Source organism: Acinetobacter oleivorans DR1, from assembly GCF_000196795.1.
Taxonomy (GTDB): Bacteria; Pseudomonadota; Gammaproteobacteria; order Pseudomonadales; family Moraxellaceae; genus Acinetobacter; species Acinetobacter oleivorans.
The window spans coordinates 575,264-593,329 of sequence record NC_014259.1 but is presented as its reverse complement, the minus strand read 5'-3'; the positions used below and the strand labels follow the sequence as shown (position 1 = coordinate 593,329).

Below are 18,066 nucleotides of genomic sequence, written 5' to 3'. Positions count from 1 at the left end.
TTTTCATTGGCATGAAATTTGTTTAATTTCTAAACATTAAGAAACAAACAAAAGATCTTACTATGCCTGATCCTAAAAAATACGAGCGAATACTTGACCGTTTTGGTCATTACGCCGTAGAAGCCTTCCACTATTTAGCCCTGTTTATTATTGGATGTATGGTGGCTTGGTCCGCAGCCAATACTGTTTTTGAAATTTTGACTGTCAAAAAGTATGCTTCAATTGATGATATTTTATTATTATTTATATACTTAGAACTTGGAGCAATGGTTGGAATTTACTTTAAAACCAATCATATGCCTGTACGCTTTCTTATTTATGTTGCGATTACGGCGTTAACCCGCCTACTCATTTCCGATATCCAACATGACCATAAAGCGGATATGGACCAAGTCATTATTACCGGCTCGATTCTTATTTTAGCTCTTTCTATCTTGGTTGTTCGTTTTGCATCTTGGAATTATCCGTCAGTGATGAGAGAGAAACATGCAAAAACACCAACGCCTTTAAAGCCTCCTCAGCCTCAAGATGATGAATTAGCATAAAAAAATGGCCTCAATATTGAGGCCATTTATATATTCTATATTTCAAAATTAACGGACACGATAAATTTGATGTTTTGAGTCTACAAGTAAATATTGATTCGGTGTTTTAACCCAACGGTATCCACGTGGTGGCTCATACAAACGATGCGATCTCCAGTCTGAAACATAATAGCGACTATTGCGGTATTCTGCTGGAACACGATCGCCACGCTTAAATGCTACATATCGACCATAGTGCTTACCGCGATCGGCATTTGACCACTGTGGAGCGCGATGATCATTTCGGTAGTCATGACGGCGGTCATCACGATGCTCATATCGATCATAGTTTTTACCATGATTATTGTCCCAACGATGACTTGTATCGGCCATCGCAGTAGCTGACACACCCAACATTAATGTTGAAAGTACAAGAACGATTGGCTTTTTCATGACCTATTTCCTTTTATCTTGATCTGAAGCTAGATTAAAAGAGAGTCAAGGAGAAACCATGAATAAAACAGCTTTGATTGATATTGTTTGTAATGACTATAAAGAAAATATGAAGAATCTGTATCTGTGCTACCATTACCATTTTTCAAACTAGGTCAATTGCTGTGTCTGAAATCAGTTTTGAACGTCTTCATCAATTTTTTTGCAAAGTTCCAACCGTACAAGAAGCCCGTATTATGGCTCATGGAGCAGACGGCGAACATGCTTGGTGGTTTAAGTTCAGTATTGATGTAGAACATCCGCTAGCATGGCAAACAGTTCAAGAATTAGGGCATGTTTTAAACTATCTATCGACGAATGAACGTCTACCGACTTTATTCTTCCCTGTTTCTCCACCGCCATACATGAACGGTGAAGCGAAAGACTTTTTATCTTGGATTATTCAGTGTAACCATCCTGAGTTTAACCCAGATGTGGTTTGTGACTGGCTTGAGGCACGTTTACCAAATCCTGTAGATGATGAGTCGCAGTGGAAAATTAAGACTGATTTGAGTGAATTAGAAAAGTTAGATGATAAGACGTTGGATCAGTTGATTCCTCCAGCGCCTTAAATCGGACTTGTGGCACAGCCTTTACTTACAGTGATGTTCTAATGTCTTTTGTACAGGCTAATGCCTCACTTTTGAGAGGTCAAAAGTGACAAAAACCTTTGTTTCACTGATGTTGCTTCCCTGCAACACAGTGAAACGGCGACATCCATGTCGCTAATCACCTTGCCAATTTTGTACAAAATCACGGCAATAAATAAGCTCCAAGTTTAGAACCAATTAGGACTCCGTCGTGAAGATAGAGCCTCAAGCTTTATATAAAGTTAGGCTTAGAAAGTCGACAAACCTGACCATTCCATAAAACGATAAATCCAATACTTCACTTTAGACTCATCTGCATACTTCGCGTAATCCACGCTCATCTGTCTACCTTGTAGGTTTGACCAAGAGGTATTGAAGTAATCTTGTGCATCTTTAAAGACTTGATCTTGAACTTTACCCACAACCAACATATCCGTTTCAAGGTTGTAATTTTTTAAATTACGGGCTGTAAAATTAGCAGATCCTACAATTAATTCAGCTTGTTGGGCGTTATATTTCAAAATCATTTTGCTATGGTTCTGCTCACCATGTGTATCACACCAACGGATTGGAATACCCGCAGCATGTAGCTCTGAAGCAACTTGTCGGTTAGGAATACCATTCTTTTGTCGACCAAACGCATCTTTATTTGGATCAAGTAAAACTCGGACAATAACCCCTCTATCTTGAGCGCTTTTTAGGGCCTGAATAATCTTGCGCTCAGATAAATAGAACATACTTAAATCAAGATGCTCTTTAGGCTTAGCTGAGTTAATCAATTTCAATACAGATTGATAAATCGCCCCTTCAGTTAACACCTGAACTTGAGGTTTGGTTACGTCTTTTTCAAAGTCACCTAAAATGAGCGATGGAGAACTACTACCTGACATTCGCGCAACCGCGGCTTCAGATTGTAAAACATCTGCGGCTGTCGCTCCTGTTACAACTAATGCAACATTTGAGTGTCTAGAACTACCATCATGCGGATTTGCTGAAGTCACCAGTGACTTCCAACCAGCATCAGTATCGACGACTACAGTTTTACGGTGATTCGCCTTAAAATTAAATAAGTTCAAATAACTGCGCAGTGTAATTTTTTCATCACCGAATGGATTTGGCAACCAGCCTTTCTCAGGGTTATTTCCAACATTCTGACAGCAGATGTACCATAAGCCTGACCAGAACGGATTAGAAGCACGTAAAGGAGCTAAATTGGTTTCAATCACATCAACACCCGCTTGACGTAACTGGCGGTAATGTTCAGGGCTTAAACCACCATATACTGAGTTAATCGGGTCAGTAATTAATACAATCTGGATTTGGCGATTTTGTCTTTTTTTACTGACTAATGCATCGGTTAACTCTTGCATTAATGGCCTTTGCTTCAGTTTTGAGTCACCCACTTCTGAATTAAACAAGAACATGTCGACCACAACTGTGGTTTTTGCCTCATCAATCATTTTCAAGATTTCATCAAAGATATGCTGATCAACCTGTTGTTGCCCTTTTGCATCAAGGTAGGTTTTATCTGCTAAAAATTTGACATCGGCATGTCTAAGCTTGCCACTAAAGTTAATCCCTTGCGGCAATGGTTTTACTGTGTGGTAAATTGCCGATGCAATATATGCAATAGCAACAACGCAAAGTAATATCGCCATATAACGACGCCCTGACCAATTTATTTTTTGATGAATTCGTTGAAAAATACGCATAAAAAAGACCTAACTTGATGGTTTCAAATTAGGTCTTTTGGATTGATTTTTCAAGTTTAGTTTCGTGTTAAAGCCTTAAAAACTAAAATCAACACCTACCGTAAAATTGCGTCCAACTTGTGGAATATTTGATAAGAAAGATGCATGTTGATAAACCGTGTCATCTAACAAGTTATTCGCTTTCATATAAACACGATAATCTGTTTTTGCACCATATTGCCCAGAATATGCCACCCCAAGATTAAGCATGTTATAGCCTTCAGTTTCGGTCTCGTAAGCTGCAATCTTGTCTTGGTTAAAGACATGATAATACTCAGCAGAACCACTAAAACCATCACCAAAATCTGCGTCGACTTTAGTACCTAAACGTCCTGCTGGAATACGCGGGGCATTACCCTCTGCATCAATTTTACCGCGCACATAATCACCAAAAGCACTGATCTTGTACATTGGTGTAATTTGATAACCAATTTCACCCTCTGCGCCATAGAAGCGTGCTTTATCTTGAGTATATTGAACTAAACGGAAGTCTTTATAACGGTCAAGGGTTTGCGCGTAGATGTAGTCATCAAACCAGTTATGGTAAACATGAAGATGGTAATCAAGTTTGTCATTATCAAAATGCAAACCTAACTCAACATTATTCGATTTTTCCTTACTGAGTTGATCATTTCCTAACTCATAAGTATTTGTCGCAAAGTGCCCACCATTGGCATATAACTCTTGGGCTAAAGGTAAACGTTCCTGATGTGAAGCGACAAAAGAAAGTTTATAGTTCGGTGCAAACTCCCAATTCGCAGCACCTGCGTAAGAAAATGCAGAGCCATCAAAATCTTGTTTAGAGTTATCGTCTACATCAACCTCTTGCTGATCTGCACGTGCAGAAAGCTCAAAGTGTACGTCTTTCCATTGCTTATGTTCTAAAGCAAATACGCTCCACTTTTTAGTAGTGGTTGGTGCCATAAATGCTTCTTCGCCAGTTAAATTCAGTTTTTGCTGACCTAACTGTGCACCGATCACCCCTTCCCAACTTGCAATTGGGTTATGTACTAACTCAACACGCCCGTCATAGCCTTTGTTTTGGAATCGGGTTGCAATTGCTCCCTCTTCAATTTCGTCATGTTGATAGTCGGTATAGCTCGCTTGTGCACGTAACTTTTGGAAGCCTGCAAATGGATCATTTAACTCAGTTTTAAAATCATAACGCTCAGATTTTAAGTCAATCCATGGACCGCCATGTTCGTGATCATGAGCTTCTTGTCCATGATCATGAGCTTCTTCACCATCTTCATGCTCATGGTCTCCACAATGCAAATGTGGTGTTCCTGTTAAATGAGCGCTACAACTTTCGTATTCATGACTATGCCCTGGTAAGCCATATTGATCGCGACGGTTGCTATAAGAAATACCCGTATAACCACGGTCATAAATCCAAGACAATCCGACATTAACTGAATCGCCCTGAGCAAAGGTATTGTCTACACGGCGCTCTTTTTCACCTTCATGAATATAATTTGGTGCAATGTAGTTATTCGCATCACGTGTTAACCCCTCGACACGTAAAGCAACCTGGCTACCCAAGCCAACAGTTACTCCAGCACTCGCCAGTTTTTCATCACTTCCAGTGTTGTAACGTAAGCCAACTTGTCCTTCATAACCATTTTCAGGCATTTGCGTAGGGATCTTGTTATCAATTACGTTGACTAAACCGCCAACAGTTCCAGCACCAAACAGTAAAGTTGAAGGGCCTCGAATCACTTCGACTTGCTTCGCAAGCACAGGATCTACAGTTACCGCATGGTCAGGAGACAAGGTCGAAACATCAATATTTTCTGATGAATTTTGAAGTACTTTAACGCGTGGTCCATCTTGCCCACGAATCACTGGTCGACTCGAACCAGCCCCAAACTGATTAGCGTAAATTCCTACTTCACTACTCAGCGCATCCCCAATGGTGGCGGCCCCTTGCGATAAATGCTTTTGATCAACAACAGTATCTGCAACTGCAAAATCTTGTGAAGTTTGCTCAAGTGGATGAGCCTTAATTCGAATAGTTTCTAACTTTTCAACATTTTCACTTTCTGCTGCAAGCGAAGGAACGGATATGACAGCTAAAATGGATAAGGTCAAAATATTTTTATAAAACTGCATTGGATGTGTCCCGGATCACGATATGTTTTATTTTTGTTATATTATAACATTTCGTTTGTTTTGCAATAAAAAACATTTCTGATTCGACGATTCGTTAGACTGGTCAACTAAATGATGTGAGTAATTTTTGATTTCTAATGCCTTTTACCATCTCTCATGCCGTTATAGCTCCTCCCTTATCTAAGCTTAGCCAAAACACTTTACCAATTGCCGCGTTAGCCATTGGGAGTATGACACCCGATCTTTACCGCTTATTTACAGTTCAGTCCAGCATGCTGACGCACCAATGGAAAGGTCTGATTTATCCCAACCTTGCATTAGGCCTCGCATTTTGTGCAGTTTGGTATTTTCTTTATCGTCCAGTGGTGTACCGTTTTTTTGGTGTGCAACATGATCTTGGCCTCAGCTCTTTAAAACGTATTTTTATATTTTTTATTGGAGTTATATTTGCACTCATTGTCGGTATAGCAACTCATCTGATTTGGGATGGTTTAACACATTCAGATTTTCGAACGTTTGTATTTAAAGATGTTTTAGCGACAACTATTCATCTTTTTGGTCATCCCTACCCTTTGCATCGTCTTTTACAACTTGGCTCCTCTGTTCTTGCCTTACCTTTTCTTGGTTGGATGGGTATTCACTATTACCAGCGCTACAAACAACACTGGAAAGTAGATAAAAAAATTAAATTTTTCGCGTGGTCTCTGTTTATTCTATCTACAGTGTTAGGCTTATTTTCATTTTGGGATTATGCACGTTACATCCCCCACGAAGTTTGGCATGCCGATACCTATTATTTTACAGGCCGTTCTATCAACGAGTTTATGCAAGGTTGGTTAAGTACTTTTAGCTTAGGATGCTTGTTATTCTTGTTTTTAGATCGGCAACAAAGAATGGGATGAATCAGAAAATTTGCTGCCAAATTGCTCATTTTCAGGTTAATTTCCGCGGTTTTTTGATCTAGTTCTTGTGGCAAACCATGCAACAGGGCATAATCGAAAACTTATTTTTTTGACGGTGCGCGGTTTACGCATCCGTCTTTTCAGCCAATATAGTTTGGATATTTTTCATCATGATGCGAACTCATTACTGTGGCTCTTTAACTGAAGCCCAAATCGACCAAACCGTTACACTATGCGGTTGGGTACATCGTCGCCGTGACCATGGCGGTGTTATTTTCCTTGATATGCGTGACCGTGATGGTCTCGTTCAAGTGGTTATTGACCCAGATACTCCAGAAGCATTTGCAACTGCAGATAAAGCACGTTCTGAATATGTATTAAAAATTACAGGTCGTGTTCGTCGCCGTTATGAAGGTACTGAAAATGCCAACATGGTGAGTGGTCAAATTGAAGTTTTAGGTAAAGATATCGAAGTTCTTGCCGCTTCAGAAACACCTCCATTCCCTTTAAATGATGAAAATACCAATATTTCTGAAGAAATTCGTTTGAAATATCGTTTCTTAGATATTCGTCGTCCTGAAATGTTGGATCGTTTACGCTTCCGTTCTAAATTGACCAATCTTATTCGTAACTATTTCGAAGATAATGGTTTCTTAGACGTTGAAACACCTATTTTGACACGTGCAACTCCTGAAGGTGCGCGTGACTACTTAGTACCAAGTCGTGTACAAAATGGTAGTTTCTATGCACTTCCACAATCACCACAATTATTCAAACAATTGTTGATGGTGGGTGGTATTGATCGTTACTACCAAATCGCGAAATGTTTCCGCGACGAAGACTTACGTGCTGATCGTCAACCAGAATTTACTCAAATCGACGTTGAAACATCGTTCATGAGTGACGATGACATTATGGACTTAATGGAAGTCCTTACTGTGAAGATGTTCGATGAACTTCTTGGCGTTAAATTCGATAAATTCCAACGTATGACTTACGCAGATGCAATGCGTGACTATGCATCAGACAAACCTGATATGCGTATTCCGTTGAAACTTGTTGACGTTGCAGACTTAATGCAAGAAGTAGAGTTCAAAGTATTTGCGGGTCCTGCAAAAGACCCTAAAGGCCGTATTGTTGCTTTACGTGTTCCAGGTGCAGCATCATTGCCACGTAGTGCAATCGATGAATACACTAAATTCGTTGGCATCTATGGTGCAAAAGGTTTGGCTTACATCAAAGTTAATGAACTCGCTAAAGGAATTGAAGGCCTTCAATCTCCAATCGTGAAATTCATTGAACCGATTGTACTTGAATTGTTGGCACGTGTTGGCGCACAAGATGGCGATATCGTATTCTTTGGTGCTGATAAAGCTAAAGTTGTAAATGATGCAATGGGTGCTCTTCGTGTGAAGATTGGCCATGATTTGAATCTTGCAACTTGTGAGTGGGCTCCACTTTGGGTTGTTGATTTCCCAATGTTTGAAGAAACTGACGATGGCAAATGGACTTCTGTTCACCATCCATTCACTCTACCAAAATCAAGCGTAGAAGAAGTGAAGAGCAATCCAGGTGAAGCGCTTTCTGTTGCTTACGACATGGTATTGAACGGTACTGAAGTTGGTGGTGGTTCTCTACGTATTTATACATTAGAAATGCAAAAAGCGATTTTTGAAGCGCTTGGTATTTCTGATGAAGAAGCAGAAGAGAAATTCAGCTTCTTATTAAATGCACTTCGTTACGGTGCTCCTCCTCACGGTGGTTTGGCATTTGGTCTTGACCGTTTAGTGATGTTAATGACTGGCGCGACTTCTATTCGTGACGTTATTGCATTCCCTAAAACTAAAACTGCTGAATGTCCACTTACTCAAGCACCTGCTCCTGTTGAAGCAAATCAGCTTCGTGACTTGGGCATCCGCTTACGTGAAAAGCCAAAAGCTGAAGAATCTAAATAATTTTTAGATTCTCAAATTAAAAAACCCTGCTTATGCAGGGTTTTTTATTCATTAATTTTCAAATTTTAATGGGATATTTCTTTTTCAAAACTTGAGAGTGTTTTAAATTTTTGATCAAAAATTTGAATGATTTCTGTTTTAAGCTTTTCAAAATCGACCACGTGTTCATCATCATTTAGACAAATTTGTGGAAGTTGTTCATTCTTAATAACCTGATTAATTTCAGGGAGATTTTGTAGCCTTAAGTTAAAGTTTTGTCCACGCTCAAATATATTGACAGGATAAAAACGGGATGAGCACAACTGCCACAATCGAAAAAGATACTGATTAACGTCTAAAGGCTGTCTAAATCGATGACTTGATACTTCATTTAAATAAACTTCTTCAGTTTTCCAAACTTCTTCAAATACTGATTTCAAAAAAGGTTGAGGCAAATGAGTACTATAAAAACTTGAAAATTTTCGATTATATAAACTTAAAAAATTACCCAAATTACTACTCATAGAATAGCGATAGTTAAAAAGTGCATAGGGATTTTTATGGAGTAATTTTCGCTTATCAAAGTGCTTATTAATAATCGCAACATCAGTCAAGGCAACGGCACCTAGAAAGTTCTCTTCACCTACAACCATAAGTGGCTGTAAACGCACACCATCACAAGGTAAACCATTTCTAAAAAAGAACTCAGGCTCTAAAGGCCTATTGATAAAAGTATCATCATTAAAATAGACAAAATGCTCTGCTAGTCCCTCAATTTTATGAATATTGATTTCAATAGCATGCGAGTTAAATGTCGGTAAACAGTTTGATTCCATGATTTGATCATGTGTGACCAAATTTAACTTAGGATGATTTTTGACTAAAAATTCAGGGAAATGACCACAAGTCACCAGATGGATCTTTCTAACCCACGGGCAAAATTTCTCAATAGATCGAAACCAGTAATGAAGATTATTCCAGTCGCGATAGCGGCATTGTTCAACATGTTCAACCGCCTTTGTTTTAGTTTCTTTGGATTTATAATATATGTATTGTTGCTGCCATTTCGTATCAGTTGAGTCCACCCAAATCATTACAAAATCAACAGGCTGCATTAAACATATATCCAAATAAGTACAGAAATTTACTAGAAAATTTCAGATAAAAAATGGAATTCAAGGTTTATTAATGTTAATAAAAATTCATAATTTATTCATAATTTTAATTTTTCTACACAATTGAGGCAATTTAGACTCTATTGAGATGAGAGTGGGCAAATGGCATAATATCACCACTTTTTCTCCCTTGGTGATTCATTATGGCAATGCGCCCTGATGTACGTCGACATGCTTTAATCGTAATTGTATTCTCTCTTGCGCAGTGGTTTTTCATGCGCTATATCCTTGCAAATGAATTATTTAACATCACTACAAATCAACGTATTCTTTATTTCTGCGTAAGTAGCTTAGCAGGTGCATTGCTTATTTTTGTTGCGCTGATTTATATGGTTTTAAAAGGAAATGCGGATAAAAATTAATATCCGCCTCCCCTCATAAATTTAGATAATCCTAAAATTTATTTCCCAATATAGTTATCGCATAACTGTATCAATTCCGGATGTCTGTCATGCTGATGGACAATAGGAATGATCTTTTGGTTACGATTAATAATAAGACCTTGATCATTAATCGTAATTTGATCTATTGGATATAATCCAAGAGTTACAATAATAGACTCAAATGGCTGACAGCGAGTTACATCAGCTAAATCATTGGTAATTAATAATTTATTGTGCATTGCCTGATCATAAATTCTTTCAGACATTTTTTGATATGGCTGTTTGCAGAACTCTTCAATCATTTTATTGATATAGACTTTAATCGAGTTCATATCTCCAATTGTGACGCCTGAGCACGAAACCTGCTCATCTTTTGCACTACTATAAAAACTATCTCCATACGCATCGATAATCCATTTTTGATTATATTGCTCAGTGCCTATCGTATAATCTGGATTTTCCATCCCAACAAAGAGTCCTTTGCCGAGATCTTTAAAAGGATTACCCTGAAAAAAAACGTCTCGCACATCGCTAAGCAGCACATGTGAAGCATCAGGATGACTTTCTACAACTTCTTTATATTCAAAAAAGCGACTCACATGCGGATAGCCTGTGATTTTAAGTGCTTTTATTTTTGAATCAGGAACTGCTTCATTTACAGTTAATCCAATAATTTTCTTAAGAATATTTTTTATAAACTTAAACTTGTAAATACCTGAGTATTTTGACTTTGATTTAAATTTCCCAATCGTTGAAACTTTAAATTCAATTTTAAATTTTTTGATATCTGAAAATGCATTAACAAACTCCGGCATTTGCTCTTTATAGATAATTAAAGTCAAAATGCCATCAAAGTCTGTCTTTTCCAAAGAATATACAAAAGAAGAAATGAGGTCAGCGCTGTATCCAGTTGCTGACCCAATAATAATATTTTTTTGCTTAGTCATAAAATTAGTAAGAAAATCTAAAAAAACGACTAAATTATATATTTATTAAGTATATATTTCTTTAGTTTAACTCTTAGGTAACGTAACAAATCACTATCATCTTGTGAAATAGGAGTAATTAAGCTTCTTTCCTTTTCTAAATAACTTAACGCATCATTATTTTCGATGATTGGGTGATCGAATAAAAAACTGACATAGAAACTAAAATCGCCTCGTCCAACAAGGTCTTGCCAGTGATCATAAATTTTTATCGGCTGATGGTAATCAACCAACATTTGTGCCATTTTACGATCTACAACATAGGCATACGCATAGGCTAGTTTTTCGAGATAGTCGTAATCAACTTTTAGAATTTTTTGGTTATACAACTCTTCCGGTAAAAACTTTCCACGAACGCGATTGCATATTTTCATTTGAATACCGCCCAAGCTTAGAAAAAAGCACGGACCTAGGTTCAAAGAACTAATATGTTTTTCTAAGTCTTGGAAATCAATTTCAAAACGCTCGATCACATCATCTTCAAAAATAATTGCATATTCTTCATCGGAGCTTAAAAAATCTTTTAGTGCAGCAATATGAGACATGGCACAACCAAGCTCGCCAGGCGTCATCGGTTTTTTCTTGCCTGCCACCCCTTGTTGAAAATATTCACTGACGCTTAAATTTTTACCGATTACCCCAAACTGCTTAAATTCATCACGATATTTGTAAAATGTTGCTTGAGAGTACAACTTTTTTAAACGTTCACTATTAGCAGATTCAATACTGATTAAATATTTTTTCATTTCATTCAAATGTTAAAATGAGTCAGGGATAGTCTATCTAATTATAGTTATATCGAGTGTAAAATTTAATGCTAAATCGCCTGATTCAAAAAAAATGGTATAAATACCAACAAGCAAAAAAAGCAAAATCTTTTGACTCTCATTGGTATATGCGTTTTGGCTGGTTAGAACAACCGTTTACTACACTTGAGCAACTAGATTCTCTCTTTGAGATCCACTCCCCTAAAAAGTTTACATTTGCAGACAGCTTTTATGCCTATGAAAATGGCCGTCATTTCATTTTTTTTGAAGAAGTTGATGACGAACATCCAGTAGGTTTTCTTTCTGTTTTAGAAGTCTTTAAAGATGGCACCTACACACCACCAGAGACAATCTTAAAGCTCGACTATCACCTTTCTTATCCTTGTATATTCAAAGTAGAAGACACTTGGTACATGATCCCAGAGACTTCTGCCAACAAGACGATTGAACTTTGGAAATGTACTGAATTTCCACTGAAATGGGAAAAGCATTCTAATCTGATCGAGAATATCGAAGCAGTCGACAGCACCCCCTTCTATCATGAAGGCTTATGGTATCTTTTTACTTCAACGCGTCGTGATTGTAAGAAATTTGGTGATCGTTTAGATCTATTCTTTACCGAAGATATTTTGAATCCTGAATGGCAAGAGCACCCAATGAACCCAGTGTGCCGAGGCAGTCAGCAGTTCCGTATGGCGGGTAAACCTTTTATTTATAAAGGCCAATTGGTTCGACCAAGCCAAGATTCTTTAAAACGTTATGGCGGCAATATCGAATTAAAAGCGATTACTCAGCTTAGCCCAACAGCCTATGAAGAAAAATTACTAGAAGTGGTTTTACCAGACTGGAATCAGGCAGATGACGGTTGCCATACCATTAATGTCGAAGATAACTTCGTAGTACTTGATGCCATCCGCCTTACGCCAAAAAATAATTAAGTTTTTAGCAGGCCTTTATAAATATTAAGCGTCTGCTCGGCCATGGCTGGCACAGTTAATTCAGCTTTGGCTTTTTCATACAGAGGGCTAAAGTCATTTTGTGCATCTGGCTTAAGTGCAGCTTGAATTGTGCTTGCTAGGCCTTCTGCATCTCCAATTTCTGCTAGATATCGTTCTGGCAGCCACTCGATCACACCATTCACTTTAGTTGAAGCCATAGCTTTATCGGCCTGTAAAGCCTCTACCATGACGAGTGGAAAACCTTCACGGTCAGAAGATAAAACTACAACATCTGCCAACTGAACCAAATCTCGAGCATCAGTTCTAAACCCAAGAAAAGCGACCCGATTTTGCATGTTTAATTCACTGACTTGTTTCTCTAAACTTGCTCTAAGTGAACCATCGCCTACAATCCATAAATTGGCATCGATATGTTGCAGCGATTCAATCAATAAACTGATATTTTTTACTGGTTCTAGACGTCCAATACACATGACAACTTTTTTGCTAGGGTCTAGCTCAGCAAAATCTTTTTGAATCGATTGAAGTAATTTTTCTTTATTTTCAGCTGTAAGTACGGGTTGAGGATATACCCCGTTGTAAACCACGTGTGCTTTCGACTCAGGAATGCCTTGCGTTAGAGCTTGGCTCACCGCAATAACAGCATCACCGGTTAAATAGGCAGATTTATTCTTTTTAGTACCGTGTACCGTCGTTACAAATTTAGGGCCAGCTAAAAAAGGCTTAATACGGGCAATCAGCTCAGCCGCCTTTCCTGCTTGTGCATGAACAATAGCAGGTTGAATTTTTTGGATCAGATTTTTAAGTTGCCAAAGTAAAAAAATATTCCAGCGGCTGCGTGCAAAATCAACAGCATGAAAATGTACCTGTTGGCTAAACTTGTCTAGATAGCAAGGATGTGCAATCACATGTACTTCATGATTTAAAGCGAGCTCATTAACCAAATTAAAAGTATGCTGCTCTAAACCTCCAATTCCACCGCTCGTTGCCAATACCTGAACAATTTTCATAGCTTGCCTACTTATTTTTATCTTTATTCAGAGTCTGTTCAAACAACTTAGCTTCTTTTAGAAATGCATAAAACGCGTTAATCATACTATTTACGAAACCACGCCAACCATTTAAGAAACTACGGCGAATGAAATAAGACTTCATAAAAGTCACTGGCATCACCAAAACCAATTTTGCAACGCTTGGAGACTTTCCTTTTTGGAATTTCTCTAATGCTTTTAAATTGGAATATTGGTTATTTTTTTCGACTTTCACGAAAATGCTCGACTCGCCATAATGATAAATATCATGTTGAGCGCGCTGAGATTCACCATCCACAATCACATTTTCATGGACCTTATTGGCAAGGTCATAATGTCCTTTAGACTTGCGAAAAAAGCGTACCTTTGCATGCTTTTTAGTATATTTACTGTTGGGAACACCTAAAAAAACATCATTAATCGGTGTGATTAAAGCATCAAGCTTATTCTGCTGAATGGTCTCAACAATTTCTTGTTTTAACTCCTTAGATAAGACTTCATCACCATCTAAATTGAGTACCCAATCATTACGGCATTTTGCTAGAGCCAAACTTTTTTGCCCAGCATAGCCTTGCCAGTCTTGATGAGAAATTTGCGTATTTTCAAAGCGCTGTGCAATTTCATAGGTATTGTCAGTACTGCCAGAGTCTAAAATAATAACTTCATCAAACTCACTGACACTTTGCAAAGTTCGCTCTAACCAAGCGCCACAATTTAAAGTGACAATATAGACACTACATGGAATTTTATTCATAACTTATAACGTCCTTTAGCAAGGGCGATACGCATCTGTAAAGCATTCATGGCACCATGCGTGCTGACACGTGGAATATTAAATTGATTAACTGGTTCGTACGCTTCGATTTTTTTACGAGTTGATACGGCGTTTTTAAAGCCAATCTCTTGAGCCATTTTCTGGTGCTTTTCGTTAAATCGACCAAATGGATAAGCAAAGCTAGGACATTTTCCAGCTAGTGCTTCGACATCTTGTTTAGACTCAAGCATCTCTTGATAAGCAGTTTGATCATCAAGCTTAAGTAAATTCACATGATGTTGTGTATGTGCACCAAATTCAATGAAACCAGAGTTTGCCATTTCATGGATTTGCTCATGAGTTAGCTTTTCGATTCCTTCAATTTGCGTAGCCAAATAAATGGTTGCCTTTGCATTATATTTTTTAAGTAACGGATAGGCATATAGATAATTATCCATAAAGCCATCGTCAAAACTTAAAGCAACAACGTTCTTTTGACCACGATATTGTTCAAGCTCAGAGACAAAGCAAAAAGTAGCTTTTTTACGCGTCAACAACTGTAAGAGTTGTTCAAACTTTTCAGGAGGCATATTCATGCCAGAGGCCGCATCTTTAGGGGTCACCTGATGCAGCATGACAATACGTGGTAGTTTGCTCGAACGAAACGGAAGCCAAAATGTATAATTACCCAGCACATATAACAGTGCAGCAAGTGCTAGTAGGCCTACCGCAACGTACAAAAACCACATCATGCATAAACCTCATGTGACCATTCATAATCTTCTGAAAAGGGCTGCTTAAATGTCACTTCAACCATAAATTGGGTGATGCGTTTAGCATTGAAAGACCTACGTGTTTTCTCCCAGCCCTCTTTCGCTATTTTTTCAGCCTGATCTGGGTTTTGATCAAAGAATTGGATCTTCTTGGCCAAATCAAACTGATCATCAAAGTAAACCACTTCCTGTTCGGTGTAGAGCTTCTCAAAGCCCGGAATTCTTGGGCTAAAAGTCAATAAACCATTACCAGTCAGCTGTACAATACGGTCAGAACTATACAGAGTTACATCATTACGGCGTGAGTAATTAAGTCCCATTTTTGTTTCAGATAGAACTTTATAATACGCTTTGCCGTAGACACCGGGTTGCTCAAAACAACCATAATATTGATAGTTCACATGGCCTTGTTGCAACGCATCTGCTAAGTCCTTTAAGAACTTCTCACGCTCAGGTTCTTTATAAACCACGCCACAAAAAATAAAAGTCTTATCCGTATTCACATTTGAAAATTGCTGTAGTGTTTCTACATTACGGTGACCCACATTTGGCAGATAAGCTACGCTTAAATGCGGCTGTTTTAATTTTTGTAGATATTCCCCACCGGTTGTACAGAAAATAGCATCTAAATATGGCGAGAACGCTTTAACAAAGTCGAGTTTGCTTTCAAGATAAAGTGGGTCAACATACCAAAATGCAATTTTAGTATTTGGATAAGCTTCTTTAATCTGTCTGAGAACATCTGGACTCATTAAGTCACTATGTCCAATAAGTACCAGATCAGGTTCAATATTATTAACGACCTTTAGTACTTCTTTATTGGCCCAATTGGCACCCAGTTTTTTTGTTTTAAAAATGGTTCCCATTCGAGCCATGTCACGAAAACTAAAGTCATAAACGAAATGGCCATTTTCAATTAATCCGGCAGAAATTTTACGGTCTGTGCAGTAAAAATGGGCGCCTTGTTTATTAAAGCCAAAATTCGCAATATGCAATATTTTCATTTATTTACTCAAAATAAAAAATTTAATTTTTCGCTAAAAGATATGTTGCCACACGGTCTGCTTCTTTAAAAGCATAAGGTTGTGGTAACTGTACAACACAAGTCTGCTGTGAAATTAATTTTGATTCTAACATTTGATCAACTGAGTGGGTAATCCGGTCATCTTTCAGCCGGTCCATTGCCATTACACCGACTCGACAACCCGCGGTAAGCGCCTCAAAAATCATAGATACACTGTCTTCTGTTACCCAAACAGCTTCTGCTTTTTGCATTTCTTCAAAAATCCAGCCTTGAGGTGTTTGATCAACTGGAAATATTTGTAAATGCCCAGCAAAGCTTTGCTGTCTTAAAGTATCGATAAATTCTGCTGGCGTACGACGTGAAGTTGTTAAAATAATTTCAGCGTTTGGATTATTCTCAACAATTTTTTGAACACTGCTTAATACTTTGTTTTGGTTCCATTGATGTCGTTTAGATGAACCACCTAAAGCAATTAAAATTCGGTCTTTTTGATGGCGGTTTTCATTACGAATTGGATTTAATGCGCCACGTGTAACAATCACATGGCTATCAGCATGAATACCGTCATGTTCTGGAATAACAGCATAATCAAAGCAAACCACAGGTAAGTTAGGCTTCATCAATATAATAGTTTTGGCTTTTCTAAAAATTTTGCCGAGTAACCAGACACGAAAATGTGTGTGGCTTCCCACTCCAAATATAAAATCGGGTACTTTTTTTAATAACGATTTTTTTGTAGAGAAAAGCGCCTGAATTAAAGAAATAATTGGTAAATCAGAAATAAGGATCTCTTCAAAAGTTGTTTCTGGCTGTTGTCTTTGCATTGCCTGAAACAAGCCTAATGCTTGCGAACGGTGTCCTGCCTTACCATCAGAGACATAGACAATATGCATAAAAGCTCCCGAAGCCAAAAATAAAAAGGCGAAACTTATGTTCGCCTTTTTATGTTAACGGATTAACTTATTTTACGTAAGTTAACCAGTGTTCATATTTCGGATTTCTACCTTGAACTGCATCAAAGTAAGTCTTTTGAATTTCAGTAGTAATTGGGCCACGGCCACCTGTACCAATTGGACGGTCATCGTATTCACGAATTGGTGTTACTTCCGCAGCAGTACCAGTGAAGAATGCTTCATCTGCAATGTAGAATTCATCACGTGTAATACGACGCTCAACAACTTGATAACCAAGATCTTTAGCAATCGTCATTACTGTTTGACGTGTAATACCATCAAGCGCACCACCAGCGATATCTGGAGTGTGTAAAACGCCATCTTTAATTAAGAATACGTTTTCACCAGAACCTTGGCATACATAACCTTGTGGGTCCATTAACATTGCTTCGTCGTAACCAGAATGTGCAACTTCTTGGTGAGCAAGAATTGACAAGGTGTAGTTACCAGATGCTTTTGCTTTACACATCGTCACGTTTGGATGATGGTGAGTAAATGATGAAGTTTTAACACGAATACCATTCGCCATTGCTTCATCACCAAGGTATGCGCCCCACGCCCATGCTGCAACTGCGGCATGAATCGTGTTATTTGTTGCTGCAATACCAAGTTTTTCTGAACCGATCCAGATTAATGGACGTAAATAGCAAGAAGCTAATTTATTTTCACGAACAACATCGATTTGTGCTTGTTCAAGCGTGGCTTGATCATACGGCACTTTCATTTGATAAATTTTTGCTGAATTTAACAAACGTTTTGTGTGGTCTTGAAGACGGAAAATGGCAGTACCTTTAGGCGTTTCATAAGCACGAACACCCTCAAATACGCCCATACTGTAGTGTAATGTATGGGTTAAAACGTGAATCTTTGCATCACGCCAATCAATTAATTTTCCATCTTGCCAAATAAAACCATCACGATCAGCCAAATTCATGGAACACTCCAAATTGTTATAA

Annotated in this window: 18 protein-coding genes; 6 read left to right on the top strand and 12 right to left on the bottom strand. The window is 38.1% G+C overall.

The window, feature by feature from the left end; genetic code table 11:
* The first annotated feature begins 62 nt into the window (after positions 1 to 62).
* Positions 63 to 545 (top strand): phosphate-starvation-inducible protein PsiE, encoded by a 483-nt coding sequence (locus tag AOLE_RS02890; RefSeq protein ID WP_013196854.1) that lies wholly within the window; start codon positions 63 to 65, stop codon positions 543 to 545.
* A gap of 48 nt (positions 546 to 593) precedes the next feature.
* Here the strand turns inward: AOLE_RS02890 and AOLE_RS02885 are convergent, their stop codons facing one another.
* Positions 594 to 977, bottom strand: coding sequence for an RcnB family protein (locus AOLE_RS02885; RefSeq protein WP_013196853.1), 384 nt, complete (start codon positions 975 to 977; stop codon positions 594 to 596).
* 164 nt (positions 978 to 1,141) lie between these two features.
* On the opposite strand from AOLE_RS02885, the gene AOLE_RS02880 reads away from it, so the two are divergent.
* Complete coding sequence (locus tag AOLE_RS02880) at positions 1,142 to 1,588, top strand: hypothetical protein (RefSeq protein WP_004789125.1); 447 nt, start codon at positions 1,142 to 1,144, stop codon at positions 1,586 to 1,588.
* A 266-nt stretch (positions 1,589 to 1,854) separates the two neighbouring features.
* On the opposite strand, the gene AOLE_RS02875 is transcribed toward AOLE_RS02880, so the two are convergent.
* The gene (locus AOLE_RS02875) at positions 1,855 to 3,318 is read right to left on the bottom strand and encodes a phospholipase D family protein (RefSeq protein ID WP_013196852.1); all 1,464 of its coding nucleotides are present in this window, start codon (positions 3,316 to 3,318) and stop codon (positions 1,855 to 1,857) included.
* Between the two features lie 75 nt (positions 3,319 to 3,393).
* Entirely contained in the window at positions 3,394 to 5,469 is a 2,076-nt protein-coding gene (gene znuD, locus AOLE_RS02870) for a zinc piracy TonB-dependent receptor ZnuD (protein ID WP_013196851.1), read from the bottom strand.
* A 137-nt stretch (positions 5,470 to 5,606) separates the two neighbouring features.
* Between znuD and AOLE_RS02865 the strand changes: the two genes are divergently transcribed.
* Both AOLE_RS02865 and aspS read left to right on the top strand, forming a co-directional pair.
* Entirely contained in the window at positions 5,607 to 6,371 is a 765-nt protein-coding gene (locus AOLE_RS02865; protein ID WP_013196850.1) for a DUF4184 family protein, read from the top strand.
* Between the two features lie 170 nt (positions 6,372 to 6,541).
* Positions 6,542 to 8,326: an aspartate--tRNA ligase gene (gene aspS / locus AOLE_RS02860; RefSeq protein ID WP_004789117.1), complete on the top strand. Its 1,785-nt coding sequence runs from the start codon at positions 6,542 to 6,544 to the stop codon at positions 8,324 to 8,326.
* Positions 8,327 to 8,391: 65 nt separating this feature from the next.
* On the opposite strand, the gene AOLE_RS02855 is transcribed toward aspS, so the two are convergent.
* Positions 8,392 to 9,420, bottom strand: a complete 1,029-nt coding sequence (locus tag AOLE_RS02855; RefSeq protein ID WP_013196849.1) for a stealth conserved region 3 domain-containing protein — start codon at positions 9,418 to 9,420, stop codon at positions 8,392 to 8,394.
* Positions 9,421 to 9,623: 203 nt separating this feature from the next.
* Here AOLE_RS02855 and AOLE_RS02850 point away from each other — a divergent pair, with 203 nt between their 5' ends.
* Complete coding sequence (locus AOLE_RS02850; protein WP_004789113.1) at positions 9,624 to 9,842, top strand: hypothetical protein; 219 nt, start codon at positions 9,624 to 9,626, stop codon at positions 9,840 to 9,842.
* Positions 9,843 to 9,880: 38 nt separating this feature from the next.
* Here the strand turns inward: AOLE_RS02850 and AOLE_RS02845 are convergent, their stop codons facing one another.
* Together AOLE_RS02845 and AOLE_RS02840 are read right to left on the bottom strand one after the other, a co-directional pair.
* Positions 9,881 to 10,810: a lipooligosaccharide outer core biosynthesis glycosyltransferase GtrOC6 gene (locus tag AOLE_RS02845; RefSeq protein WP_013196848.1), complete on the bottom strand. Its 930-nt coding sequence runs from the start codon at positions 10,808 to 10,810 to the stop codon at positions 9,881 to 9,883.
* Positions 10,811 to 10,839: 29 nt separating this feature from the next.
* Positions 10,840 to 11,595 carry a glycosyltransferase family 25 protein gene (locus AOLE_RS02840; protein WP_013196847.1) on the bottom strand — a complete coding sequence of 252 codons (756 nt, stop codon included), beginning with the start codon at positions 11,593 to 11,595 and terminating at the stop codon, positions 10,840 to 10,842.
* A 68-nt stretch (positions 11,596 to 11,663) separates the two neighbouring features.
* Here AOLE_RS02840 and ghy point away from each other — a divergent pair, with 68 nt between their 5' ends.
* Entirely contained in the window at positions 11,664 to 12,554 is an 891-nt protein-coding gene (gene ghy / locus AOLE_RS02835; RefSeq protein WP_013196846.1) for a glycosyl hydrolase Ghy, read from the top strand.
* Here ghy and AOLE_RS02830 read toward each other — a convergent pair.
* From AOLE_RS02830 to AOLE_RS02805, 6 genes are all read right to left on the bottom strand, one after another.
* Positions 12,551 to 13,585, bottom strand: a complete 1,035-nt coding sequence (locus AOLE_RS02830) for a glycosyltransferase (RefSeq protein WP_013196845.1) — start codon at positions 13,583 to 13,585, stop codon at positions 12,551 to 12,553. The genes ghy and AOLE_RS02830 overlap by 4 nt on opposite strands.
* Before the next feature lie 7 nt (positions 13,586 to 13,592).
* Positions 13,593 to 14,360 carry a glycosyltransferase family 2 protein gene (locus tag AOLE_RS02825; protein WP_013196844.1) on the bottom strand — a complete coding sequence of 256 codons (768 nt, stop codon included), beginning with the start codon at positions 14,358 to 14,360 and terminating at the stop codon, positions 13,593 to 13,595.
* Positions 14,357 to 15,112, bottom strand: a complete 756-nt coding sequence (locus AOLE_RS02820; RefSeq protein WP_023274381.1) for a polysaccharide deacetylase family protein — start codon at positions 15,110 to 15,112, stop codon at positions 14,357 to 14,359. The genes AOLE_RS02825 and AOLE_RS02820 overlap by 4 nt, the downstream gene beginning before the upstream one ends.
* Positions 15,109 to 16,137 (bottom strand): glycosyltransferase family protein, encoded by a 1,029-nt coding sequence (locus tag AOLE_RS02815; protein WP_013196842.1) that lies wholly within the window; start codon positions 16,135 to 16,137, stop codon positions 15,109 to 15,111. The genes AOLE_RS02820 and AOLE_RS02815 overlap by 4 nt, the downstream gene beginning before the upstream one ends.
* Before the next feature lie 22 nt (positions 16,138 to 16,159).
* A complete protein-coding gene (locus AOLE_RS02810) occupies positions 16,160 to 17,050 on the bottom strand; it encodes a mitochondrial fission ELM1 family protein (RefSeq protein WP_013196841.1) in 891 nt (296 codons plus the stop codon).
* A gap of 67 nt (positions 17,051 to 17,117) precedes the next feature.
* Positions 17,118 to 18,044: a branched-chain amino acid transaminase gene (locus AOLE_RS02805; protein WP_004789093.1), complete on the bottom strand. Its 927-nt coding sequence runs from the start codon at positions 18,042 to 18,044 to the stop codon at positions 17,118 to 17,120.
* Positions 18,045 to 18,066 lie beyond the last annotated feature (22 nt).

Bases quoted from the DNA above. Each gene is read 5' to 3' on its own strand.
- AOLE_RS02890 (WP_013196854.1), top strand. From the start codon at position 63: ATGCCTGATCCTAAAAAATACGAGCGAATACTTGACCGTTTTGGTCAT.
- AOLE_RS02885 (WP_013196853.1), bottom strand. From the start codon at position 977: ATGAAAAAGCCAATCGTTCTTGTACTTTCAACATTAATGTTGGGTGTG.
- AOLE_RS02875 (WP_013196852.1), bottom strand. From the start codon at position 3,318: ATGCGTATTTTTCAACGAATTCATCAAAAAATAAATTGGTCAGGGCGT.
- znuD (WP_013196851.1), bottom strand. From the start codon at position 5,469: ATGCAGTTTTATAAAAATATTTTGACCTTATCCATTTTAGCTGTCATA.
- AOLE_RS02865 (WP_013196850.1), top strand. From the start codon at position 5,607: ATGCCTTTTACCATCTCTCATGCCGTTATAGCTCCTCCCTTATCTAAG.
- aspS (WP_004789117.1), top strand. From the start codon at position 6,542: ATGATGCGAACTCATTACTGTGGCTCTTTAACTGAAGCCCAAATCGAC.
- AOLE_RS02855 (WP_013196849.1), bottom strand. From the start codon at position 9,420: ATGCAGCCTGTTGATTTTGTAATGATTTGGGTGGACTCAACTGATACG.
- AOLE_RS02850 (WP_004789113.1), top strand. From the start codon at position 9,624: ATGGCAATGCGCCCTGATGTACGTCGACATGCTTTAATCGTAATTGTA.
- AOLE_RS02845 (WP_013196848.1), bottom strand. From the start codon at position 10,810: ATGACTAAGCAAAAAAATATTATTATTGGGTCAGCAACTGGATACAGC.
- AOLE_RS02840 (WP_013196847.1), bottom strand. From the start codon at position 11,595: ATGAAAAAATATTTAATCAGTATTGAATCTGCTAATAGTGAACGTTTA.
- ghy (WP_013196846.1), top strand. From the start codon at position 11,664: ATGCTAAATCGCCTGATTCAAAAAAAATGGTATAAATACCAACAAGCA.
- AOLE_RS02830 (WP_013196845.1), bottom strand. From the start codon at position 13,585: ATGAAAATTGTTCAGGTATTGGCAACGAGCGGTGGAATTGGAGGTTTA.
- AOLE_RS02825 (WP_013196844.1), bottom strand. From the start codon at position 14,360: ATGAATAAAATTCCATGTAGTGTCTATATTGTCACTTTAAATTGTGGC.
- AOLE_RS02820 (WP_023274381.1), bottom strand. From the start codon at position 15,112: ATGATGTGGTTTTTGTACGTTGCGGTAGGCCTACTAGCACTTGCTGCA.
- AOLE_RS02815 (WP_013196842.1), bottom strand. From the start codon at position 16,137: ATGAAAATATTGCATATTGCGAATTTTGGCTTTAATAAACAAGGCGCC.
- AOLE_RS02810 (WP_013196841.1), bottom strand. From the start codon at position 17,050: ATGCATATTGTCTATGTCTCTGATGGTAAGGCAGGACACCGTTCGCAA.
- AOLE_RS02805 (WP_004789093.1), bottom strand. From the start codon at position 18,044: ATGAATTTGGCTGATCGTGATGGTTTTATTTGGCAAGATGGAAAATTA.